Below are 21700 nucleotides of genomic sequence, written 5' to 3'. Positions count from 1 at the left end.
GGTGATCGAGTTCAGGCTGCCGTCGCTTGGCGCCGACATGGACGAGGCGCGACTCAACGAGTGGATGATCAAGCCGGGTGACCCCGTGGAGAAGGGCCAGGTGGTCGCCGAGGTGGAGACCACCAAGTCGGCCATCGACGTCGAAGCGTGGCACGAGGGCACGGTCGCCGAACTCATCGTCGAGGTGGGCCAGACCATCCCGGTGGGCACGGTGATGGCGTTGTTCCTCGAGCCCGGCGAGACGCCGCCCACCGACCGGCCACCCCAGGCCCAAGCGCCCGCGACTCCGGCGGCCGAGAATCCGATCGCAGAGACTCCGGCGGTCGAGACGCCGGCACCGACCTCGCCCGCACCGACTCCGCCACCACCACCGACTCCGCCCGCACCGACACCACCCGCTGCACCGGCGCCGACCGCAGCTCCGACCGCTGCCACCCCTGTCCCGGCGCCGATGGCAGATTCCGGCGCTGCACCGATCACCCGCACCCGTATCTCCCCCGCCGCACGGCGTCGGGCTCACGTGCGTGGCATCGATCCGGATGTGGTCTCGGGTACCGGGCCGGGCGGCGCGATCACCCTCGCCGACGTCGACCGCGCCGCCGACGCGGCGCCCACCGCACAGCCATCCGCGCCGTCGGTGGCCCCCGCACAAACGGCAGCCGACCGCGCCAAGGAGATGCGCCGGACGATCGGGGCGGCGATGAGCCGGTCCAAACGGGAGATCCCGCACTACTACCTGTCGGAGTCCATACCGCTGGCCGCCGCGCAGGCGTGGCTGTCCGAACGCAACGCACAACGCTCGGTCACCGAGCGCATCCTGCCAGCGGTGCTGCTGCTCAAGGCGGTGGCCGTGGCCGCCGGTCGCTACCCCGAGATGAACGGGTTCTGGATCGACGAGGAGTTCCATCAGCAATCGGCCGTGCATGTCGGCGTGGCGGTCTCGCTGCGTCGCGGCGGACTGATCGCCCCCGCGATCCATGACGTGCCCGACAAATCGCTGGACCGGATTCAGGCGGATCTGACCGACCTGGTGAAACGGACGCGGGCCGGCAAGCTCCGCAGTTCGGAGGTGTCGGACCCGACGCTGACGGTGACGAATCTCGGCGATCAGGGTGTCGAGTCGGTGTTCGGGGTGATCTACCCACCGCAGGTGGCGCTGGTCGGTTTCGGCAAACCGGTCGTACGCCCGTGGGTCGTTGGCGACGACATCCGGCCGGTGTCGGTCGTGGTCGCCAGTCTCGCCGCCGACCATCGGGTCAGCGACGGACGCCGGGGCGGGTTGTTCCTCGCCCACATCAGAGATCTGTTGCAACGGCCGGACCAATTGTGAAGGGCACCATGAACAGCGAAGCGATCCTGAGCACGGTCACCGACGCGCTGTACGACGTCGCGCCGGAACTGTCGGACGAGGAACTCGTCGCCGACGAACCGCTGCGCGATCAGGCGGACCTGGATTCGATGGACTGGCTGAACTTCCTGATCGGCGTCAAGAAGGCGCTCGGGGTCGACATCCCCGAATCGGACTACGCCGACCTACGGACACTCGACGACATCGTGAGCTACGTCGAGCAGCACCGCGCAACGCCGGAGGACTAGCCTTCGGATCGGTGCGACAGTTCCGATTCCACCCGTGCGGCGCGTTCGGCGCTCGCCTGGTTGGCCGCCTCGACCTCGGCGGCGGTCCGCACGATCGAGTCCGGCCCGGGGAAGACGAGCGCGGTGTGATCGTTGTCGGTCCATTTCACCAGGTACGGCGGCGAACCGTCGGACGAGTGTACTTCGACGATCAGTCCCATCCTCGGTTCCTTGCCGAGCACGGGCTGTTCGGTGATGAGCCAGTCTCCGGTCTTTGCCAACATCACACGCCTCCTTTCCTGAGGATACCGTCGATGGCAAGGGTTGTTCGCCATCTCGGCCCACACCGCGGACACCACCACCGGCACCGCCGCCGCCACCGCAGGCGACAACCCCTCTCCGACACCGGTGTCCGCGATCTCGATCGCGTAGACGACGTGTCGCTGCGGCACCCGTCCGAGCACCTCGGCCAGCCGGAGCGCCTCGGCGACACCGAGACCATGCGAACTCGGCACATCCACCGGCAGCGGCACCGCACCGGGGTCGAACCGATGTACCCTGCCCGGATTCGACGGTTCGCAGACGAGGGAATCCACGGTCACCGCCGTCGACGCCGACGACCACGCGTCGAGGAGTTCGGTGGGGTCACCGCTCGACTCGACGATGCGCCAGCCCGGCGGGACGACGTTCTCGAGTGCACGCGCGACCGCGGGGCCGACACCGTCGTCGCGCCGGAATTCGTTGCCGACTCCGATGAGCACGCCCGTCTTCGGCACGCCCGTCATGACCGCACCGTCATCGTCGCTCGATGGTGGTGGTGAGGAAGTGTGCGGCGCACGAGATGCACGGGTCGTGGTTGCGGACCGTCCGCTCGCACAGTTCGGTCAGCTCGGCATCGCCGGCGGCGAGGTTCGCAGTGACGATAGCGCGCACGTCATCTTCGATCACCGACTGGTTCTGAGCGGTGGGCGGCACGATGACGGCGTCGCGGATCGTGCCGTCGGCGGCGATCGCGTAGCGGTGATACAGCAGCCCGCGGGGCGCCTCACTGACCCCGTGGCCGACGGCCTCGACCGGCTCCACCTCGACGTTCGGTCGGTCGGGGGGTTCGTAGTCGGTGATCAGACGCAACGCCTCCTCTACCGCGTAGACCGTCTCCACGCTGCGGATCACGATGCTGCGAAACGGGTTACGACACTCGTCATCGAGTCGGGCGTCCGCCGCGGCCCGCTGCGCCACCGGGGAGAGCAACGATGCGTTGAGCGCGAACCGGGCGAGAGGTCCGGTGAGGTAGCGGTGCCCGTCGAAGCGGGCGTGCAGAGCGGTGGAGTGCGGAACCTGATGCTCGGCGACGTGCGCCGGGAACTCCGCGGCGTCGAACGCGGCACCGCTCGCCGACGCGATGGTCCCGTCCTCGATCGGATACCGATCTCGACCACGCAGGGCCAACAGGTCGCAATCGAGGCGGGCGTCGGGGAAGTCGAACCCGGCCACCCACGCCACGGTCTGCACCGCGTCGTCGAGGGCGCGGCGCAGTTGCTCGGCGAGCGGGGCGAGTTCTGCGCGGGTGGGCACCCGGTAGAAGCCACCGACCCGGACGTTGACCGGATGGATGGGTCGACCGCCGAGTTGTTCGAGGATCGCGTTGCCGGCCTTCTTGAGGGCGAGCCCGCGTTCCACCGCCTCGCTTTGCCGGCGCGCGAGTTCGACGGCGTCGGGGACACCGAGGAAGTCAGGGGCGTGCAGGAAGTAGATGTGCAGGGTGTGGCTGGCGATCCATTCCCCGCAGTACAGCAACCGTCGCAGGGTGCGTATCGGGTCGCTCAGCTCGACGCCACAGGCCTGTTCGAGCGCGTTGCAGGCGCTGACCTGATAGGCCACCGGGCAGATCCCGCAGATGCGCGAGGTGATGTCGGGTGGTTCGCGGAAGTCCCGCCCGCGCAGGAGGGATTCGAAAAAGCGCGGCGGCTCGTAGATGTTCAGGTCGGCCCGGTCGACCGAGCCCCCGGTGATGGAGACATGCAATCGGCCCTCACCCTCGACGCGGGCAAGTCCGCGCAGGGTCAGCCGCCTAGTCTCCTCGGCCATGCCGGCGCCCCTCGACGAACTCCGGTGCCGCCACGTTGAACGTCGCGAGCATCCGGTCGATGGTGTCCTCGCTGGTCCCCGACTCCCGTAGCCACCCCGACAGCGACGCGATGTTCGGGTCGGGCGCCGGGCCGAAACAGCCGTAACAGCCACGAGATTGGGCCGGGCACGCCGCGCCGCAGCCGGCGTGGGTGACCGGCCCCAGACACGGCGTGCCGTGCGCGACCATCACACAGGTGAGGCCGCGGCGTTTGCATTCGGTGCACACGGTGGTGTTCGGGATGTTCGGTTTACGGCCGGCCAGGAATGCAGTGATCACCTCGAGCAACTGTCCCCGGTCGATCGGGCAGCCGCGCAGTTCGAAGTCGACCGGCACGTGGGCGGCGATCGGCGTGGAGGTGGCCAGCGTGTCGATGTAGTCGGGGTGCGCGTAGACGGCCGCCGCGAACTCGGTGGCGTCGCCGAAGTTCCGTAGCGCCTGTACCCCGCCGGCGGTCGCGCACGCACCGATCGTGATCAGCGTGCGTGACTGTTCGCGGACGCGGTGGATGCGTTCGACGTCGGCGGCCGTGGTGACCGAGCCCTCCACGAGGGACAGATCGTAGGGCCCGTCCTCGACGGCACTGGACATCTCGAGGAAATGCGCGATCCGCACCGCCCCGGACAGCGCGAGCAGTTCGTCCTCGCAGTCGAGCAACGACAGTTGGCAGCCGTCGCATGAGGCGAACTTCCATACGGCCAGTGTCGGTCGGTTCATCTAGAGCTCCCCCACTCCGAGCAACGGTCGGGCGACCGAATAGGGCACCACCGGCCCGTCGCGGCACAACAACAACTCGCCGAGTTGGCAATGCCCGCAGTGTCCGATCCCGCACTGCATGTTGCGCTCCAACGACACCCGCACGTCGTCGGGCCGGATTCCCTTCTCCAGCAACACTCTCGCGGCGAAACGCATCATCGGCTCCGGCCCGCACAGCAGGGCCGAGGTCGCGTCCGCGTCGAGCGCCAGCCGTCTCAGTGGGTCGGTCACGAACCCGACCGATCCGGTCCATCCGACGGCCGGACGATCGATGGTGAGTTCGACCTCGACGCCGAAATCTGTGGCCCACATGTCGAGTTCGCGACCGTACAGGATCTGTGCGGGCGTGCGGGCGCCGACGACGAGCACGATCCGCCGATAGCGGTCGCGCCGCCCCACCGCCGCCACAACCGCCGCGCGCACGGCCGCCAGTCCGACCCCGCCGGCGACGATGAGCAGGTCGCGTTCCGCGCAGTCGGCCAGGTTCCAGTCGGTGCCGAAGGGTCCGCGCATCCCGATGACCGTGCCGGGCGTGGCATCGCGCAGCGCGGTGCTGACCGCGCCCACCCCGCGGATGGTGTGCATCGCGGCACCTCCCGCCGCGCCCGGATCGCCGCTGCAGGACACCGCTATCTCCCCGATCCCGAACGCGTAGAGCATCATGAACTGCCCGGGCCGAAACGGCGCCAGCGCCCGGTCGACGGGTTCGAGAGTCAGCGACGCGCAGTCGGCCGCCTCGACGATGCGTTCACGTACCCGATACCGCGTGGGCACCATCGTTCCGGTCGTCGCGGTCCCGGTCGTCGCGGCACCGGTCCTCCCGTTGCTTGCGAAGTCGGCACTCATGTCGGCTCGTAGAGGTCGAGCAGACGGGCGCGCGCGGACTGCAGCCGTTCCAACAACGTCTCCACCAGGAGATCGGCGACCGCGGCACCGAACTCGGGATCGGCCCGGGTCATCGTGTGTAGGTCGTCCACCGCGATCTCGGTGGCCTCGGTCGGCAGCAGCGCGCGGGCGCCGTAATGGTACGAGCGATACCGCGTCAGTCCGGAGACACCGAGCAGGTCACCGGCGCCGAGGGTTTCGACGACGAGTTCGCCGCGGCCCGGGTGACCGGCGACCAGCGCCACGCGCCCGCTGTGCAGAACCCAGAGTTGGTCGGCGCTATCGCCCTCCGAGAACAGCAGCGTGCCGGGTTCGAAGCTCACCCGTCGACCAAGTCCGAGCAGTCGGACCCGATGCACCGCCGACAATGCGGTCGGCGCAGCCGGTACGGAATCATGGTCGACCGGGTTCATGCCGGCCTCTCGGGTTCTGTCTCGGCCCAGCCGATCGCCCCGGTCAGCCGGGAGGCCTCCGCGGTGATATCGATGCCGACCGGGCACCAGTCGACACACCGTCCGCAGCCGACGCATCCGGAGCTGCCGAACTGGTCGTGCCAGGTGCCCAGCTTGTGCGAAATCCATTGCCGGTAGCGGCTTTCGCCGGAGTCGCGGACGTTGCCGCCGTGCAGGTGGGAGAAGTCGGGTTCGAAGCACGACGACCAGTGCTGCCACCGCTGCGCATGGTCGCCGGTCAGGTCGGTGTGGTCCTCGACGGTGGTGCAGAAGCAGGTCGGGCAGACCATGGTGCAGTTGCCGCAGGTGAGGCAGCGGTCGGCGACGTCGGCCCAGACGTCACAGTCGCGCGCCGCAGCCAGCATGTCGCGCAAGTCGACCTGCGGCATCCGCCGACCCATGCGCCCGGCCGCGTCACGCACCGCGGCGCGGGCATCGTCGATCTCGGGGTCGGCGGCGTCGCGGCGGGAGATCTCGGCCAGGACGCCGGCTCCGGCGTCGGTGCCGACGTCGACCAGAAAACGGTGCCCGTCGTCGTCGATGCGCTCGGTGAGCGCCAGGTCGTAGTCGCGGTCCGCACCCGGACCGGTGCCCATCGAGGCGCAGAAACAGACCTCGCCGGGTTCGGTGCAGTTCGCGGCGACCACGAACAGCCGGGCGAACCGGCGTGCCGTCGCGCTGTCGGGGTGGGTGCCGCGGCACAGGACCTCACGCAGCACCCGGATCGCCGCGAGATCACAGGCGTGTACCCCGACGAACGCGTATCGCGGGTCGGGTTCATCCGGTTCGTGCCAGTCGCCGTCCCGATCGATGGTGGCCAGCTGCCGGTGGGGTGGATGCAGGAACTGCTTGAACGATTGCGGTCCCGCCGAGTGCGCGAAGACCGCACCGTCATCGCGGGGACGTAACCGATATGACCCGGGTGCGGTCAGAACTCCCCAGCCGTCCGGCAGCGACGCCCCGGTGGCCAGCCGCTCGAGCACGATCGCGCCATCACGGACCGTCGGTCCGATCACCTCGTATCCGCGCGCCCAGAGCACCTCGATCAGCCGGTCGAGGCCGGCGCGGTCGATGATCGCGCTCATCGGTCCGGCCGGTGCGGAAGGTGCAGGATGCCGGTGACCTCCGGCGGTGGCGGCGGCACGTGACGGTCGTCGAGTCGAGCATCGAGTTCGACGACGACGTCGACGACACCGTCGACCGCCCGGGTGAGGTGATCGATGATCGGGACCATGCTCTGTCGCTCGACCGTCCCGCGAAAGGTGACCGTGCCGTCGGCCACCTGGACCTCGATCGATGCGGGGTCCATCCACATCGCGCGCTCGAGCACGTTCGTGCGGATGTCGTCGGCGAGATCGGAGTCCGAACGGAGGTAGACGCGCAGCACGTCCTTACGTGAGACGATCCCGATCGGTCGACCGTCGTCGTCCACCACGGGCAACCGTTTGATGTCGTGCCGCGCCAGTTGTGTGGCCGCCTCCCGTACCGTCGCGTCCGGAGGAATCGTGATGGCCGGCGAGTGCATCACAGTGTCGAGTTCGGCCCCATGGGGAGTCTCCTGCGTGGAGTGCCCGACGCGGGCGAGGAATCGATGCCACCCATCGGGTGGGATCTGTGCCTGGGCGGTGATCAGGTCGGCCTCGGAGACGACTCCGACCACCCGACCGTCCGTGTCGACGACCGGCGCACCGCTCACACCTCGCTCGGCGAGCGCTTCGACGACGGATCGGAAACTCGTGCCGAGCGAAAGGCACAGCACGTCGGCGGTCATGACATCGGCAACGGTTCGGTGGGGCACGGGTCGCTCCCATCGCGGTCCGGGCGCGGCGGTAGGTTGGTCCGGCAGTTCGCCATCAACGATATCGGTATCCGGCCAGACGCCGCCGCGAAATGTCAATGCCGCTGCGGTTTGGCGGCTCGACCATACAGATCGTGCGGAAGAGGTAATACCGTCGTTGATGGACGCGCGGGACCTCAGAGCGTGGAGAGCACATCACCCGAGCGGTTCAGGAGGTATCGATGGATCCCAACGTCGAGAAGTCGGGTTGCTGCGCCCCCGCGCGTAGTCCCGGTGATCCGGCGGACGAGTCCCCGCCCACACGGACCATCGAGGCGGGGCATGCGCCCATCAGGTGGGTGGACCTGCCTGGAGGCGAGTTCCTGATGGGTACCGACGATCCGGTGGGCTTTCCCGACGACGGTGAGGGCCCGGTACGCCCGGTGTTCGTCGACGCCTTCCGCATGGCCGAATGTCCGGTCACCAACGACGAGTTCGCCGCCTTCATCGAGGCGACCGGATATGTCACCGACGCGGAGCGGTACGGATGGTCGTTCGTGTTCGCCTCCTTCCTTCCCGCGCAGCTGCGCCGCGGCGCCCCGCGGCCCGAGCAGGCGCCGTGGTGGTGCGGTGTCTCCGGCGCGATGTGGTCCGCACCCGAGGGACCGGGCAGCACCGTCGAGGACCGCGGACGCCATCCGGTGGTCCACGTGTCCTGGAACGACGCGCAGGCCTACTGCGCGTGGGCCGGTGCCCGGCTTCCCACCGAGGCCGAGTGGGAGTACGCGGCCCGTGGCGGCCTCATCCAGAAACGGTACGTCTGGGGCGATGAACTCGTACCCGACGGCGTGCACATGTGCAACATCTGGCAGGGCAGCTTCCCGACGAAGAACACCGCCGAGGACGGGTACCGCGGCACGTGCCCGGTGGATGCGTTCCCGCCGAACGGGTTCGGCCTGTACAACATGGCGGGCAACGTATGGCAGTGGTGCGCGGACTGGTGGGGTGTCGACCACTCCCCCGGGCGGTGCGTCAACCCGCACGGTCCCAAGGGCGGTCCGGCGCGGGTGATCCGTGGGGGCTCGTACCTGTGCCACGATTCCTACTGCAATCGATATCGTGTCGCCGCGCGCACCGCCAACGAACCCGACAGTACGACCGGCAACACCGGATTCCGGTGCGCCGCGGACGCCCGCTGACCACGATCATCGGACTGCCATCCGGGTGAAAATCGGCGGGTGCGGCGCGCGAGCGGGACCACTGGGCGCCGGGCCCACATTGACAGCCAACGGTGCTCCGCGTCACACTATCGCTGCAAACATGACATGACTGTCACGTCAAAGAACTTTGGAGGTAGCGTGACCACCTTTGCCAGCGACATGCGAGAACTCGGCAAGCAGGTACGGAACTGGGGACGCTGGGGCGCCGACGACGAGCGCGGCACCACCAACCTGATCACTCCGGAGCGCATCGCTGCCGCCGCACAGCTCATCCGCACCGGAGAGGTGTTCGAACTGGGCATCCCCCTCGACGCCGACGGTCCCCAACCCGGTGGCAATCGCATCAATCCCATCCGGCTGATGTCGGAGAACGGCCAGGAGCAGGTTTTGCCGGGCGGGTTCAAGTGGGCCGACGACTACGTCTTCATGCCGCTTCAGGCCGGCTCCCAGTACGATTCGCTCTCCCACGTCCACTACGACGGACAGCTCTACAACGGCCATCCCGGTGACGGTGTCACCGTCAAGGGCGCCGACAAGTGCGGAATCCACACTCAGGCCAAGGGCATCACCGGGCGCGGCGTCCTGCTCGACATCGCCCGCCACCGGGGCGTCGACTGGCTGGAGGCCGGCAGCGTCATCGGTCCCGACGAACTCGACGACGTGGCCAAGGCCCAAGGGGTGGAGATCGGCCCGGGCGACATTGTGCTGTTCCGCACGGGCTGGCGCGCGAAGTTCCTGGCCGAGAAGGACCCCGCCGGCTTCATGGCGGGAGAGCCCGGCCTCGGGCTGGCAACCGCCGCCTGGCTGCGCGAGCGTGACGTCGCCGTGGTCGGCTCCGACAACTGGGCCATCGAGGTGATGCCCGGTGAGAACCCCGGTGCTTTGTTCGAGCTGCACATGGTGCTGATCCGCGACATGGGTATGACCCTGGCCGAGATGCTGGACTTCGAGGAACTCGCCGAGGCCTGCGCCGCCGACGGTCGGTACGACTTCTTCTACGCCGGCCCACCACTGAAGTTCACCCGCGGCGTCGGCTCCCCGATCAATCCACTCGCGATCCGCTGACCGGAGGAATTACATGCTTCTCAGCGACATCGTCGAATACGGGGCACGCAAGCACCCCGATCGCATCGCCGTCCGCTTCGAGGACGAGACCGTCACCTATCGCGAACTGCGTGACCGCAGCCGGAGTCTCGCGAATGCCCTGCTCGAGGTCGCCTCGCCGGGCGGCCGGGTGGCCGTGCTCTCCACGAACTGCACCGAGTATTTCGACTGCTACTACGGCGTTCCGATGGCGGGTATGGCCCTGACCATCCTCAACTTCCGGCTGCACCCCGAGCAGATCACCTCCCTCGTGAACCACTCGGAGGCATCGGTTCTCATCGTCGCCGCCGAGTTCGCCGGACTCGTGACCGAGATCCGGGACCGTATCCCGACCGTGCACACCGTCGTCGTCATCGGCGGCTCGGACGAGACGACATCGTGGGCGTCGTTCGTCGGTGGCGCCCCGGCCACCGAGGTGGCGCCACGGCCCTCCGCGAACGACATGGCGTGGCTCGTGTACACCAGCGGCACGACCGGAACGCCCAAGGGCGTGATGCTCAGTCACCACAACTTGATCAGCGCGGTCACATCGTCGGCGGTCGAATGGAACATCCCCGAGGCCACCGTGTTCCTGTTCTGCTTCCCGCTGTGTCACGTCGGCGGATACGTGACGGTGCTCAACCATCTGCTGGGCAGCACGGTCGGCATCCTGCGGTCCTACGACAACGCGACATTCCTGCGCCTGATCGACGAGTGGCACGTCACCCAGACCGGTCTCGCGCCGACCATGATCAACTTCCTCCTGCAGGACCCGTCACTCGACGACCACGACCTGGGCACCCTGCAGGAGATCGGGTACGGGTCGTCGGCGATCCCGGCAGCCGTCCTGCGCGAGGGCCTCGAGAAACTCAAGGTCGACTTCTACCAGGGCATGGGGATGACCGAGGTGGCCGGCAACGTGCTGCATTTCGACGAGGCGGCGCATCGTCGTGCGGCCGCCGGCGAGACCGGGCTGCTGGCCGCGGCCGGGAAACCCATGCGGCTGGCCGACATCCGTATCGTCGACGACGAGGGCAACGATCTGCCGATCGGCGCGGTCGGCGAGATGCTGGTTCGCTGTGACCAGGTGATGACCGGGTACTGGCGTGATCCGGAGGCGACCGCCGCAGCCTTCACCGACGGATGGTTCCACACCGGCGATCTGGTACGCCAGGACGCGCAGGGGTTCGTCTTCATCGTCGACCGTAAGAAGGATCTGATCATCAGCGGCGGCGAGAACGTCGCATCGCTTCTGGTCGAACAGGCCCTCTACAAACACCCGGCGGTCGCCGAGGCGGCAGCCATCGGCATTCCTGACGACACGTGGGGCGAGATCGTCTGCGCCGTGGTCGCGTTGCGGCCGGGTACCAAAGCAGACGAGGCCGATATCATCGCGCACTGCCGCAACCACCTGGGCGGCTTCCAGGTGCCGCGCCGCGTGGAGTACGTCGACGCCCTGCCGAAGAACATCACCGGCAAGATCCTCAAGAAGGATCTGCGCCAACGGTTCGTGGACACGCTGGTGTGAGGGCACGGCACGGCGCGTATCGAGGCCACCAGCACCTCAGGTGGTCTCGATACGCCCCTCGCCTAGCGGCTCGGGACTACTCGACCAGCGGGAAAGGCCACTCGCCCACCGCTGGTCGAGACATCCCTGAAGGTTGTTTGTCAAGCCGCGGCGGGTGTCTGGTCTTTCCAGGCGGTGTCAGGGTCGTAGGGGATCCCGCGTGCCAGGCAGCCGTGGAGGATGCCGACGAGGCGGTTGGCGACTTGCCGTAGCGCGGCGTTGTGTTCGACTTCTCGTGCTCGCTGTCTGCGGTAGTAGGCACGGGCACCCTCGTCGTGCATGAACGCTGCGTGGGCCTGCGCCATCAACGCGTCGACGAGTCTGTCGTTGTGCACGAAGCGCGCCGAGACGATCCGCGACTTGCCCGACTGGATCGTGATGGGACTGGTGCCGGCATAGTTTTTGCGGGCCTTGCTGTGGCGGAACCGGTGTGGATCGTCTCCGAACTCGGCGAGCACCCGGGGGCCCAGGGTCGGCCCCATGCCGGGCTGACTGAGGTAGATCTCATGGTCCGGGTGCTGGGAAAAATGGGCATCGACCTCCTTGGCGAGCTCGGCGATCTGCTCGATCACCACGTCCAGCACCGCCACCGAAGCGCGCACCGAGGCCGCGTAGGCGTCGGTCACCCGGTCGGGTTGGCCGAGGTGTTGTTCGCGTAGGATCTGTTGGATCTCAATGGCTTTGGCCTCTTTGTTGCGGCGTCCCTTGAGCAGGGGCATGATCTGACTCTTGGTGAGTTTCGCCGCCCGCGCCGGGGTCGGCGCCTTGGCCAGCAATCCCAGGATCGGGCGGCTGGACAAGTCCAGGTCCAACGCCGAGCACACCAGCAGGATCGCCGGGAAGTACTCGCGTAACGCCGCACGCAACCGCAGCAGGTGGCGGGTCCGTTCCCAGATCATCGTTTGATGCGCCCGGGCCACCACCTTGACCGCATCAGCGATCTCGGAGTCCCCACCGCTCTCACGCAGCTGGTGGCGGCGGGTCCGCATCATCTCGGCCAGCGCATGCGCATCGCCCTTGTCGCTCTTGGCGCCCGAACTGGCCAGGATCTCCCGATACCGGTGCGCCTGCTTCGGGTCCACTCCGAACACCCGGTACCCGGCAGCGATCAACGCGTTGACCCACGGGCCGCGATCGACCTCGATGCACACCAGCACCTGTTCGGGCTGGTCTCCATCGTCGAGGAACGTGGCCGCGATCTCACCGAACTTCGCGATCCCAGCAATCCCCTCCGGCAGCCGGGCACGACGCAGAATCCGCCCGTCCTCGTCTTGCACCTCGACATCGTGGTGATCTTCGGCCCAATCGTCCCCGACGAACAACACTGCCACTTTCGCCTCCTATCAGCTTCCGACGCTCGATCTCGATCGTTCCAAAGCAGCAGCCGGCCGGAGGGTTACTCGCGAACTAATGGCTCAGTGCTCACACCCCAACCAACGAGTCGGCACAACATCCCAGCAGCGATCACACCCTCTCGGCCTACCACCAGGGGCACGGTCTCGACCCAGAACTCATGAACAGTCCAGTAGCAAGGAGTGCTCACCCAGTAGCAGCCACCACAACCAAAGTCTGCCCAACTCAAACCTCGACCAGACCCGGTAGCTCCCATTAGTAGCGAGCGAACGAGCGCAGCGAGCCCGACGCGTATCGAGACCACACCCGCCGCACGGAAATCCACTACCGATCGGCGTATCGGTCGCTCAACTCGTTGACCTCGGGAAGGCCGAGGAAATCGGTCACGTCGTCGAAGGCGGGCAGGTCCCCCAGCACCGCCGTGGGCACGCCGTCGCGGGCCAGCACCTCGTAATAGCCCTGGATCGCGCGCACGGCGGAGAACAGTGCACCGATCGGATACAGGATCAGCGCGAAACCCAGCTCGGTGATCTCATCCATGGTCAGCCCCGGTGTCCGGCCCCCCTCGGCCCAATTGAACACCAGCCGACAATCACTGAGAGCCGTTGCCACCATGGCGATCTCGTTGACGCTGCCCGGTGCTTCCACGAACAACAGGTCCGCACCCGCGTCGGCGTATCGCCGCGCACGATCGATGGCGTCTTCGACCCCGGTGACCGCGATCGCGTCGGTACGGGCGATGATGAGGAGATCAGGGTCGGTTCGGGCGTCGACCGCGGCCGCGATCTTGGCCACCATCTCCCCGGCCGGCACCACCTGCTTGCCCGCCATGTGGCCACAACGTTTCGGCGCCACCTGATCCTCGAGCTGGATGGCGGCGACGCCGGCACGTTCGTAGTCCTGCATGGTCCGGATCACGTTGATGGCGTTGCCGTATCCGGTGTCCGCGTCGGCGATCAGTGGGACGTCGATGGCTGCGACCATTCGGCGCGCGTTGTCGGTCATCTCCGAGGCGGTGATGAGCCCTACGTCAGGACGTCCCAAAAGGCTCGCCGCGGTGCCGAATCCGGTCATATAGACCGCCTCGAACCCCGCACTCTCGGCGAGTCGGGCGGTAAGCGAGTCGTAGGCCCCGGGCGCGACAACGGGCCTCCCCCCTTCCAGCGCGGCACGTAGACGGGAGCGGACCGGCGACCGGGCGCCCAGCAGATCAGACATGTTACACCTTCAATCCCTCGGACTTACCGGTCAACTCGTGGCGCGGATTTGCGACCCGGAGGCGACCGACCACCGCCGCCGAGATCGCGCGCCGCACGAGAGGCTCGGTGTAGTCGACCGAACCATCTCTGATGCGCGCCGCCAACTCCGCTTCACTGTCGTGCCCCGCTCCCCTCAGAGCGGCCGCGACGGTGGCCTCGGCTTCTCCTCCGGCGGCGATCTCCCGCGCGGCGATCCCGAGCAGGTTCAGACAGATCCGGAGTTGGTACCGCTCACGCGCGCGGTCGGGGCCGAGCGCATCGAGCACGTCCGACCGGAGCGTGTCGGTCACCAGATCGAGGATCTCGGTCAGCTCGGGACGATCGTGCAGCATCGACGGCTCCGCCGACCCGATCGAGCCGATTGCCGTGGTGTCCAAGAGGTCGAGCACGAGCAGCAGGTCGTACTCGGACTCGCAGACACGCCGGCCGATGGCGGCCAGTTCCAGCGAGTGCTCCTCGCCGCCGAGATGCCGTTGCGCCTGGAAACGGCTGATGATCAGCCAGCGCAGGGTCCCGAAGACCTCCCACCACCGCAGTTCCTCGGTCGAGGGCCGGTATCCGGTCGTCTCCGCGTACCCGTCGAGCAACTGTTCGCGGGTACCGACCCCGGCGACCGGTGCTGGGCTCCCGAACCGCCAGGCCCGCACGCACAGCCACCCGAGGTCCTCGATCGGGTCCCCGATGTGGGCCAGCTCCCAGTCCAGCACACCCCGGATTCCGCTGGGATCGACGAGGATATTGCCCATCCGGAAGTCGCCGTGTAACAGCGCATCCGGGCGACGGGGCGGGCGGTGTTCGCGCAACCAGCGCAAGCCCAGCTCGACGGCCGGCCGCGGCTCGTCGAATCCGAGGTACATCGTCTCGATCTGCTCGAGCGGGTCGGACCGATCGAGCATCGTCAACGACTCGGTGCCGGTCCGGTGGATCTTCCCGAGGACTCGGCCCATGTCCTCGGCGAGATGAGTTCGTGCGTCCGCGAATTGCGGATCACGCTGCAATTTGCGGGCGATCGCCTCGCCGGGTACCAGTTCGGTCACCAGGAACGGCGCATGGATGCCGGGGGCGTCGTCGCCCGCGGCGATCAGTGTCGGCACCGGTACCCCGGCTGCGGCGGCCGCCCGCAGGCAGGCGGCCTCGGCACGCATCCGCTCCGGCTGCCCGTGTCCGGGTGGATCACGCCGCAACACCACGGTGCGTTCGCCGGCGGTGGCGGATTCCGTACGCGCCGCCCATGTCTCGCGGCTGGCCCCACCGGTCAGCCGGTGCAGGTCGGCGACGACGACCTCGGCTCCCGTCGCCGCACTCAGTACGGCTCCGATCCCGGCGGCCAGCCCGTCGGCGTCGAGCGTCGGCGGGACGATCATCGCCACGGGGCGGCGTCGGGGTCGCGCAGCAGGCGACGAGCGGTCGACATCCGGTGCACCTCGTCGGGGCCGTCGTAGATGCGCGCATAGCGGGCCTGCCGGTACATCCGCTCGAGTGGGGTGTCGGCGGTGAGCCCGAGTGCGCCGTGCACTTGGATGGCGCGATCGACGACGTTGTGCAGCATGCGGGCCCCCCAGAACTTGATGAGCCCGATCTGGATGCGGGCGTCGTCGCCGGTGTCCATCACGCGGGCGGCGTCGAGCGTCATCAGTCGGGCCGCCTGGATCTCGGCCGCGGACTCGGCGATGTAGCGGTGCACCTCGCCCTTGTCGGCGAGCAGTGAACCGTGCACGTAGCGCGAATTCGCACGCTCGCACATCAATTCGTACGCGCGCTGCGCCTGGCCCAGCCAGCGCATGCTGTGGAAGATGCGGCCCGGACCCAGACGATCCTGGGCGATGACGAAGCCCTTGCCGCGTTCACCGAGCAGATTCTCCTTCGGCACCCGGACGTCGTTCAGGCGCACCTCGAAATGATCGCTCGGGTCGTGACCCATCGTCGGGATGGCGCGGACGATCTCGAAGCCCGGAGTGTCTGTCGGCACGATGATCGAGCTGATCCGGGAGTGCCGCGGGACGGTGTCGTCTTCGGTCCGGGCGAACACGGTGCAATAGGCGGCGACGTTGACCCCGGTGGTGAACCACTTGTGTCCGTTGATGACCCAGGTGTCACCGTCGAGTTCGGCGCGCGTCGCGATCAGCGTCGGGTCGGAACCGGCGACCTCCGGTTCGGTCAGTCCGACCGACGGGAAGATGTCCCCCGACACCATCCCGGTCATCCAGCGGCGCTGCTGCTCGGCGGTCCCGTGCTTGTGCAGCATGATGGTGTCCTGCATGGTCACCGACCCGACGGCGAGCTGTCCGAACTCCGAACGCCCGATGATCTCGTTGAGGTAGACGAAGTCCATGAAGGGCACGCCGCCACCGCCGACCTCGGCCGGATGCCCCAGCGCCCACAGGCCGAGTTCCTTTGCCCGCGAACGCAGCTCGTCGAGAACCTTGGCGGCGGCCTCGTCCTCGGTGATCAGTTCCGGCTCGCGTGGGATCACCTCGTCGTCGATGAAGGCACGCATGCGTGCGCACAGGTCCGCCAGTTCGGCGTCGGGGGCATGACTGTCGGCAGTGTTCACCTGTTGGTCCTTCGTGTCGTCAGGAGCGGTCGGAGGTGTGCGGAGTCGACGTACTCGTTGATCCGGACGATGTGGTCGTCGGCGACGTCGACGAACAGTCCCGCCGGGATGGCCAGGTCCTCGCCGTCGGGCAGGGTTCCGGTCAGCAGATGCTGTTGGACGAAGCCGCCGTCGTGGACGATGCGCCGGACATCACGATATTCGAGGTCGGCGACGGTCCTCGTCAGCCAGCGCAATACGCGCAGGTTCTGCTCCACCGTCTGTTCCGTGCCGTCCTCGTTGTGCCAGATGACTGCGTCCGGCGCGTACAGCGCAAGCAGTGCATCGGTGTCGCCGGACTCGATCGCCGCGAAGAATCGGTCGGCCACCTCGTCGATGATCATCGATCCCCGTTCTCGTCGGTCGAACCCTCGTCGGTCGAACCCTCGTCGGACAATCCCAAGGCGCCCAGACACATCGCATCGAGCGTATCGAGTAACGCCCCCTCTGAGGCCTCCTCACCCTGAATCAGCCACAGATAGAGGGTGTGATCGACCATCGCGGCCATGGCGCGTGCGGCCATCGTCGGGTCCAGGGATTCGCGCACACGTCCCTCCCGCTGCCAGCCCGCAATCGCAGTGGCCGTCCGGTCGATCAGCTGTGCACGGTGCTGATGACGTAGCTCGCGGAACTCCTCGTTGAAGGTCGCCACCTGCTCGACGATCGCCAGCATGGCGGCGTGGCGCCGGTACGCCCGGTAGTAGGCCCGATTGGACGCGATGAGCCGTTCGGCCGGCCCCATGTCCGGCGACGACGGTTCGCGCCGATGCATCTCACTGAACAGCCATGTGCTCAGTTCCCGGAAAACGTCCTCTTTCGACTCGAAGTATCGGTAGAACGTCCCATAAGAGACGTTTGCCTCCTGCGCGATCAGTTCCACCCGCGCGTCGAGGAAGCCGACCCTCTCGAAGACCCGTTGCGCGGCGGCGAGCAGCGCGTCGCGGGTGGCCCGGCCCCGCGGCGACAGTGAGTCCACCGGGGCGGGAACCGTCGAGGTGTTGACAGACGACTTGGCCACAAACAAACTATCCAGCCAGATGACATGACAGTCAAGTCAACTTTGCGGAAAGGGCAACCATGACCCCAGACAACCCGACATTCGTGGCCCACAGACCGAAGACGGCCGCCGACCGCCGTGAACGGAAGGCCTCCTGATGCCACGACTTCCCGAAGTCCCCCGCGCGGACGTCACCGACGAGAAGATCCTCTGGTTTTACGATCACCTGTTCGGACCCGACAAGGATCCGGCGGTCGATCACGGCACCATCCATGCCACACCGGGCGATTGGTGGACGGTCTTCGCACACTCTCCCGACGTGTTCCGCCATGCCGTGGCCGGATTCTCGTTGTACCGCAACTCATCGATCGACCCGCTTTTGCGTGAACTCTGTCAGGGCCGAGCCGGATATGCCCGGGGCAGCCAGTTCGTGTTCTCCCAGCACTGCAAGCAGATGCGCTCTCTGGGCATGCCCGAGGAGAAGATCGCCGCGATCGGGTCCTGGCAGGTCAGCGACCTGTTCACACCGCTCGAGCGTGCGGTACTCGCCTACACGGATGCCGTGGTCTACGACGGCGGGCGGGTGCCCGATGGTGTGTTCGACATGTTGCGAGAGCATCTGAGTCCATCGGAGATCGTCCAGTTCACCTACATCGCCGCCCTCTACGAGATGCACGCGACGATGTGCAAGGCCCTGCGACTCGAGTTCGACGACATTCCTGAGCGGATCACCGAGGTGATGGTCCCCGAGGGGGTCGAGGTCGCGGACCTGTCGGCGGATCTCGCGGGCGAGTGAGTACATTTCGTTTGTGCCCGCCACCGAACTGATCGAGGTCGTCGGCGACCCTCGTCATGCACCGAGTGTCGCCGAGGTCGCGGCGGCGACGTTCCCGCTGGCATGCCCACCACATTCGACGGCACAGGACATCGCCGCGTTCATCGAAGCCAACCTGGCGCCCGACGACTTCGTCCGCCACATCGTCAGCGACCAGAGCGACGTCCTGGTCGCCCGCGAGCGGATCGACGGCCCGATCATCGGGTACTGCCTGGTCCATCACACCGCACCCACACATCCCGACGTCGCGGCAGTGATCACCGAGCGTCCGGTCTCCGAGGTCTCGAAGATGTACGTGTTGCCCGACCACCATGCCCAGGGCCGGTCGGGCGCACCGTCACACGCAATGATGCGCGCCGCCATCGACTGCGCCCGACGACGCGGCAGCGCCATGGTGTGGCTGGGCGTCAACCAGGAGAACGTCCGCGCGCAGCGCTTCTACACCAAGATGGGGTTCGCCAGGGTGGGCGTCAAGACCTTCGACCTGAACGGGTCGATCGAGCACGACTACATCCTGGCGCAGACCCTGGTCTGACGCAGCGCGCGAGGATCGGCGGGTCAGACCGTCGACTCGGCGAACCGCGACAGCGCGAGCAGTCGGGACATGGCCCGCAGATACTTCTTGCGGTAGCCGCCGCCGAGCATCTCCTCGGTGAAGATCTCGTCGAGTCGGCAACCCGACACGGTCACCGGGATGTTGGCGTCGTAGAGGCGGTCGGCGAGCACCACGATGCGCAGCGCCACCGACTGGTCCTTCGCCGGATGCACGCCGCGCAGACAGACCAGGGACACACCGTCGACGAGGTCCTTGTACTTCGACGGATGCAGCGTGCTGAGGTGATCGCAGAGTGCGTCGAAATCGTCGAGGGTCGCGTCGGTCGTCGACTCGGCCAACTCGACCAGTTCGGCATCCGAGCGGGGGGCGGGGGCCGGCGGCAGATCGCGGTGCCGGTAATCGGGGCCGTCGACGCGGATCGTCTCGAAGATCGCCGACAGCTTGCGGATCTCACGCAGGAAGTCCTGCGCGGCGAATCGGCCCTCGCCGAGCTGCCCGGGCAGTGTGTTCGAGGTGGCGGCGATCGACACACCCTTGGCGGTGAGTTCGGTCAGCAGTCGCGAGACCAGCATGGTGTCGCCCGGATCGTCGAGTTCGAACTCGTCGATGCACAGCACCGTGCGATCCGAGAGCCGCTCGACCGCATTCACGAAGCCCAGCGCACCGACGAGGTGGGTGACCTCCACGAAGGTCGCGAACGCCTTCGGTTCGGGCAAGGAGTGGTAGATCGAGGCGAGCAGGTGCGTCTTGCCGACGCCGAACCCGCCGTCGAGGTACAGGCCGATACCCTGCGGGGTTTGTTTGCGCGAGAACAGGCCGCGTTTGGTGGTGCGGGCCTTCCCGGCGCGGCCGACGAAGTCACGCGCCTTCGACACCGCCTGAGCCTGGGAGGGCTCGCCGGGGTCGGGGATGTAGGAGTCGAAGCTGACGAGGTCGAACGTCGACGGTGGCACCATCTCGAGGATCAGTGCTTCGGGGGCGACCACCGGATTCCGGTCGCAAAGTCGTGCCGTCATAGGGGGAGCCTAGCCACCTGGGACATGATGTAGTCATGTTCGGTCTACAGAAAGCGACCCAGCTCACATCGGCCGACGACGAGACCGCAACGCTGCGGTGGCTCGCGGAGCAGTATCCGTACCCGGATCGCCCGGCCTCGCCGCCGTGTCTGCCGCGCCCCTACCTTCGGGTGAACATGGTCAGTTCGATCGACGGTGCCGTCACCCACAACGGCCGGTCGGGTGACCTGGCCGGACCCGGCGACAAGGCGATCTTCCGCGTGCTGCGTGCGCTGGCCGACGTGGTGCTCGTCGGTGCCCGCACCGCGGTCGTGGAGGGCTACCGGCAGCCGAGCCCCGACGATGTCTTCACCGCGGCCCGAGCCGACCGGGAGCAGACCCCGGCGCCGGCGCTCGCGCTGGTGAGCCGGTCACTGTCGATCCCGACCGACTACCCACCGCTGTCGTGCCGGGAGACGGCGATCCTGACGTGCTGTGACGCCCCGGACAGCCGGCGCCGCGCCCTGTCCGACGCCGGCGCCACCGTCATCGACTGCGGCGACGACACCGTCGACATCTCCGCGGTACTCGACGTCTGCGCCGAACGCGGCTGGGTCCGCGTCCTCAGCGAGGGCGGGCCGTCGCTACTCGGGTCGTTCATCGCCGCCGATGCCGTCGACGAACTGTGTGTCACGACGAGCCCCAACGTGGCGGCCGGTACGGCGGAGCGGATCGCGCATCACCCCGCGACGGCGCAGCTGCGCGCGATGCGTCCGACGACGATCATCACCGACGACGACGGCTTCGTCTACACCCGCTGGACCCGGACCACCGTCGGCCGGTAGCGGCAGCAGTAGGCTCGCGGGCATGCGACCTCCACCCCTTCGGCGGGCCCGGCTCGGCGCGACCCTGTGCGCGATCGTGGCTGTCGTCGTATCCGGGTGCGCCATCGGACCCGACACCGGCCCCGATGTGGTGACCGGCGGCGGAGGTGGCGGCGCGGCACCCTCCTCGTCGTCGGCAACCCCGGAGCCGCCGATGATCGAGGCGCCGAAGACGGACCTGACGTGGACCGAGTGTGCGCGCGCGACAGCGACGCGCTACGGCGTGACCGCGCCCGCAGGCGTCACCGTCGAATGTGCCGAACTCGACACGCCGATCGACCCGGATAGGCCGACCGCGACGACCCTGACCGTCGCCCTGACCCGCGCCCGGGTCACCGACACGCCGCCCGACGCCGCCCCGGTGGTCCTCACCGCAGGCACCGATGTGCCGTCGTCGCGGGCTCTTCTGCTGTTGGCGCGCGGACCGGGCCGCAGCCTGCTCACGCAGCATCCGGTGGTGGCCGTCGACCGCCGCGGCACCCCGACGAGCAGCCCGCTGGACTGTATGACGCGATTCGAACGTTCCGCCATGGCCACCAACGGGCTCGCGGGTAACGCGTCGATGCCGCAGTCGGAGCGGATCGACCGCCTCGCGCGGGCGGCCGCGTCGGCATCCGACGGCTGTAACGAGACGTTGAGCCCCAATCAGCTCGACTTCGGTGTGGCCTTCGCGGCCGCCGATCTGGAGGCGTTGCGCATCAGGTGGGGGGTCGCCCATCTCGCGCTTCTCGGGCTCGGTGAGGGCTCGGATGTCGTCCTCGCCTACGCCGCCGACTACGCCGGAC

The 21700-nt window shown here is 67.8% G+C and carries 22 protein-coding genes and 1 pseudogene; 9 read left to right on the top strand and 14 right to left on the bottom strand.

The genetic code is table 11. The annotated features are described in order from the left end of the window. The first annotated feature begins 1 nt into the window (after window position 1). Window positions 2-1330 (top strand): dihydrolipoamide acetyltransferase family protein, encoded by a 1329-nt coding sequence (locus tag GORHZ_RS05465; protein WP_006331111.1) that lies wholly within the window; start codon window positions 2-4, stop codon window positions 1328-1330. Window positions 1331-1338: 8 nt separating this feature from the next. Continuing rightward, window positions 1339-1596: an acyl carrier protein gene (locus GORHZ_RS05460; RefSeq protein ID WP_040530324.1), complete on the top strand. Its 258-nt coding sequence runs from the start codon at window positions 1339-1341 to the stop codon at window positions 1594-1596. Here GORHZ_RS05460 and GORHZ_RS31525 read toward each other — a convergent pair. Genes GORHZ_RS31525 through GORHZ_RS05425 form a run of 7 tightly spaced genes read right to left on the bottom strand, consistent with a single transcriptional unit; the run spans window position 1593 to window position 7594 of the window. After that, on the bottom strand, window positions 1593-2360 hold the full coding sequence (locus tag GORHZ_RS31525) for a hydrogenase maturation protease (RefSeq protein WP_006331109.1): 768 nt from the start codon (window positions 2358-2360) through the stop codon (window positions 1593-1595). The two genes, GORHZ_RS05460 and GORHZ_RS31525, sit on opposite strands and share 4 nt — an antisense overlap. 10 nt (window positions 2361-2370) lie before the next feature. Beyond that, window positions 2371-3663 carry a Ni/Fe hydrogenase subunit alpha gene (locus tag GORHZ_RS05450; RefSeq protein ID WP_006331106.1) on the bottom strand — a complete coding sequence of 431 codons (1293 nt, stop codon included), beginning with the start codon at window positions 3661-3663 and terminating at the stop codon, window positions 2371-2373. Then, window positions 3647-4420 carry an NADH-quinone oxidoreductase subunit B family protein gene (locus GORHZ_RS05445; protein ID WP_006331103.1) on the bottom strand — a complete coding sequence of 258 codons (774 nt, stop codon included), beginning with the start codon at window positions 4418-4420 and terminating at the stop codon, window positions 3647-3649. Before GORHZ_RS05445 ends, GORHZ_RS05450 begins: the two co-directional genes overlap by 17 nt. Beyond that, complete coding sequence (locus GORHZ_RS05440; protein WP_006331100.1) at window positions 4421-5305, bottom strand: FAD/NAD(P)-binding protein; 885 nt, start codon at window positions 5303-5305, stop codon at window positions 4421-4423. Continuing rightward, window positions 5302-5757: a Crp/Fnr family transcriptional regulator gene (locus tag GORHZ_RS05435; protein ID WP_006331099.1), complete on the bottom strand. Its 456-nt coding sequence runs from the start codon at window positions 5755-5757 to the stop codon at window positions 5302-5304. Before GORHZ_RS05435 ends, GORHZ_RS05440 begins: the two co-directional genes overlap by 4 nt. After that, complete coding sequence (locus GORHZ_RS05430) at window positions 5754-6881, bottom strand: 4Fe-4S dicluster domain-containing protein (RefSeq protein WP_006331094.1); 1128 nt, start codon at window positions 6879-6881, stop codon at window positions 5754-5756. The genes GORHZ_RS05435 and GORHZ_RS05430 overlap by 4 nt, the downstream gene beginning before the upstream one ends. After that, a complete protein-coding gene (locus tag GORHZ_RS05425; RefSeq protein WP_006331093.1) occupies window positions 6878-7594 on the bottom strand; it encodes a CBS domain-containing protein in 717 nt (238 codons plus the stop codon). The genes GORHZ_RS05430 and GORHZ_RS05425 overlap by 4 nt, the downstream gene beginning before the upstream one ends. Before the next feature lie 221 nt (window positions 7595-7815). Here GORHZ_RS05425 and GORHZ_RS05420 point away from each other — a divergent pair, with 221 nt between their 5' ends. The 3 genes from GORHZ_RS05420 to GORHZ_RS05410 all read left to right on the top strand — a co-directional run bounded on the left by GORHZ_RS05420 (window position 7816) and on the right by GORHZ_RS05410 (window position 11404). Next, window positions 7816-8772 (top strand): formylglycine-generating enzyme family protein, encoded by a 957-nt coding sequence (locus tag GORHZ_RS05420; RefSeq protein WP_006331092.1) that lies wholly within the window; start codon window positions 7816-7818, stop codon window positions 8770-8772. Window positions 8773-8952: 180 nt separating this feature from the next. Beyond that, window positions 8953-9858, top strand: a complete 906-nt coding sequence (locus GORHZ_RS05415; RefSeq protein ID WP_040530320.1) for a cyclase family protein — start codon at window positions 8953-8955, stop codon at window positions 9856-9858. 13 nt (window positions 9859-9871) lie between these two features. Continuing rightward, the gene (locus tag GORHZ_RS05410; protein ID WP_006331090.1) at window positions 9872-11404 is read left to right on the top strand and encodes a long-chain-fatty-acid--CoA ligase; all 1533 of its coding nucleotides are present in this window, start codon (window positions 9872-9874) and stop codon (window positions 11402-11404) included. Between the two features lie 140 nt (window positions 11405-11544). Here the strand turns inward: GORHZ_RS05410 and GORHZ_RS05405 are convergent, their stop codons facing one another. The 6 genes from GORHZ_RS05405 to GORHZ_RS05380 all read right to left on the bottom strand — a co-directional run bounded on the left by GORHZ_RS05405 (window position 11545) and on the right by GORHZ_RS05380 (window position 17666). Further along, a complete protein-coding gene (locus GORHZ_RS05405; RefSeq protein WP_040530299.1) occupies window positions 11545-12768 on the bottom strand; it encodes an IS110 family RNA-guided transposase in 1224 nt (407 codons plus the stop codon). A 352-nt stretch (window positions 12769-13120) separates the two neighbouring features. Then, window positions 13121-14014, bottom strand: a complete 894-nt coding sequence (locus GORHZ_RS05400) for an isocitrate lyase/PEP mutase family protein (RefSeq protein WP_006331088.1) — start codon at window positions 14012-14014, stop codon at window positions 13121-13123. A 1-nt stretch (window position 14015) separates the two neighbouring features. Beyond that, window positions 14016-15419, bottom strand: a complete 1404-nt coding sequence (locus GORHZ_RS05395; protein WP_006331087.1) for a phosphotransferase family protein — start codon at window positions 15417-15419, stop codon at window positions 14016-14018. Beyond that, window positions 15416-16609: an acyl-CoA dehydrogenase family protein gene (locus GORHZ_RS05390; RefSeq protein ID WP_006331081.1), complete on the bottom strand. Its 1194-nt coding sequence runs from the start codon at window positions 16607-16609 to the stop codon at window positions 15416-15418. The genes GORHZ_RS05395 and GORHZ_RS05390 overlap by 4 nt, the downstream gene beginning before the upstream one ends. Further along, a complete protein-coding gene (locus tag GORHZ_RS05385; protein WP_006331080.1) occupies window positions 16606-16992 on the bottom strand; it encodes a nuclear transport factor 2 family protein in 387 nt (128 codons plus the stop codon). The genes GORHZ_RS05390 and GORHZ_RS05385 overlap by 4 nt, the downstream gene beginning before the upstream one ends. Next, window positions 16989-17666 (bottom strand): TetR/AcrR family transcriptional regulator, encoded by a 678-nt coding sequence (locus tag GORHZ_RS05380; protein WP_006331079.1) that lies wholly within the window; start codon window positions 17664-17666, stop codon window positions 16989-16991. Before GORHZ_RS05380 ends, GORHZ_RS05385 begins: the two co-directional genes overlap by 4 nt. Before the next feature lie 136 nt (window positions 17667-17802). Here GORHZ_RS05380 and GORHZ_RS05375 point away from each other — a divergent pair, with 136 nt between their 5' ends. Both GORHZ_RS05375 and GORHZ_RS05370 read left to right on the top strand, forming a co-directional pair. Further along, window positions 17803-18441 carry a carboxymuconolactone decarboxylase family protein gene (locus GORHZ_RS05375; protein WP_006331077.1) on the top strand — a complete coding sequence of 213 codons (639 nt, stop codon included), beginning with the start codon at window positions 17803-17805 and terminating at the stop codon, window positions 18439-18441. Between the two features lie 13 nt (window positions 18442-18454). Next, window positions 18455-19015: a GNAT family N-acetyltransferase gene (locus GORHZ_RS05370; protein WP_006331074.1), complete on the top strand. Its 561-nt coding sequence runs from the start codon at window positions 18455-18457 to the stop codon at window positions 19013-19015. Between the two features lie 23 nt (window positions 19016-19038). Here the strand turns inward: GORHZ_RS05370 and zapE are convergent, their stop codons facing one another. Further along, window positions 19039-20052, bottom strand: a complete 1014-nt coding sequence (gene zapE, locus GORHZ_RS05365) for a cell division protein ZapE (protein ID WP_040530297.1) — start codon at window positions 20050-20052, stop codon at window positions 19039-19041. Between the two features lie 35 nt (window positions 20053-20087). Here zapE and GORHZ_RS05360 point away from each other — a divergent pair, with 35 nt between their 5' ends. Both GORHZ_RS05360 and GORHZ_RS05355 read left to right on the top strand, forming a co-directional pair. Beyond that, window positions 20088-20876, top strand: a complete 789-nt coding sequence (locus tag GORHZ_RS05360; protein WP_006331072.1) for a pyrimidine reductase family protein — start codon at window positions 20088-20090, stop codon at window positions 20874-20876. A 22-nt stretch (window positions 20877-20898) separates the two neighbouring features. Then, a pseudogene (locus tag GORHZ_RS05355) lies at window positions 20899-21700 on the top strand (alpha/beta hydrolase); the annotation flags it as partial.

The sequence above is a fragment of the Gordonia rhizosphera NBRC 16068 genome (genome assembly GCF_000298195.1).
GTDB classification, from domain to species: Bacteria; Actinomycetota; Actinomycetes; order Mycobacteriales; family Mycobacteriaceae; genus Gordonia; species Gordonia rhizosphera.
This window is presented reverse-complemented; position numbering and strand designations above follow the sequence as displayed.

Bases quoted from the DNA above. Each gene is read 5' to 3' on its own strand.
- GORHZ_RS05360 (WP_006331072.1), top strand. From the start codon at position 20,088: ATGTTCGGTCTACAGAAAGCGACCCAGCTCACATCGGCCGACGACGAG.
- GORHZ_RS05440 (WP_006331100.1), bottom strand. From the start codon at position 5,305: ATGAGTGCCGACTTCGCAAGCAACGGGAGGACCGGTGCCGCGACGACC.
- zapE (WP_040530297.1), bottom strand. From the start codon at position 20,052: ATGACGGCACGACTTTGCGACCGGAATCCGGTGGTCGCCCCCGAAGCA.
- GORHZ_RS05375 (WP_006331077.1), top strand. From the start codon at position 17,803: ATGCCACGACTTCCCGAAGTCCCCCGCGCGGACGTCACCGACGAGAAG.
- GORHZ_RS31525 (WP_006331109.1), bottom strand. From the start codon at position 2,360: ATGACGGGCGTGCCGAAGACGGGCGTGCTCATCGGAGTCGGCAACGAA.
- GORHZ_RS05400 (WP_006331088.1), bottom strand. From the start codon at position 14,014: ATGTCTGATCTGCTGGGCGCCCGGTCGCCGGTCCGCTCCCGTCTACGT.
- GORHZ_RS05435 (WP_006331099.1), bottom strand. From the start codon at position 5,757: ATGAACCCGGTCGACCATGATTCCGTACCGGCTGCGCCGACCGCATTG.
- GORHZ_RS05460 (WP_040530324.1), top strand. From the start codon at position 1,339: ATGAACAGCGAAGCGATCCTGAGCACGGTCACCGACGCGCTGTACGAC.
- GORHZ_RS05450 (WP_006331106.1), bottom strand. From the start codon at position 3,663: ATGGCCGAGGAGACTAGGCGGCTGACCCTGCGCGGACTTGCCCGCGTC.
- GORHZ_RS05420 (WP_006331092.1), top strand. From the start codon at position 7,816: ATGGATCCCAACGTCGAGAAGTCGGGTTGCTGCGCCCCCGCGCGTAGT.
- GORHZ_RS05385 (WP_006331080.1), bottom strand. From the start codon at position 16,992: ATGATCATCGACGAGGTGGCCGACCGATTCTTCGCGGCGATCGAGTCC.
- GORHZ_RS05415 (WP_040530320.1), top strand. From the start codon at position 8,953: ATGCGAGAACTCGGCAAGCAGGTACGGAACTGGGGACGCTGGGGCGCC.
- GORHZ_RS05410 (WP_006331090.1), top strand. From the start codon at position 9,872: ATGCTTCTCAGCGACATCGTCGAATACGGGGCACGCAAGCACCCCGAT.
- GORHZ_RS05395 (WP_006331087.1), bottom strand. From the start codon at position 15,419: ATGATCGTCCCGCCGACGCTCGACGCCGACGGGCTGGCCGCCGGGATC.
- GORHZ_RS05430 (WP_006331094.1), bottom strand. From the start codon at position 6,881: ATGAGCGCGATCATCGACCGCGCCGGCCTCGACCGGCTGATCGAGGTG.
- GORHZ_RS05445 (WP_006331103.1), bottom strand. From the start codon at position 4,420: ATGAACCGACCGACACTGGCCGTATGGAAGTTCGCCTCATGCGACGGC.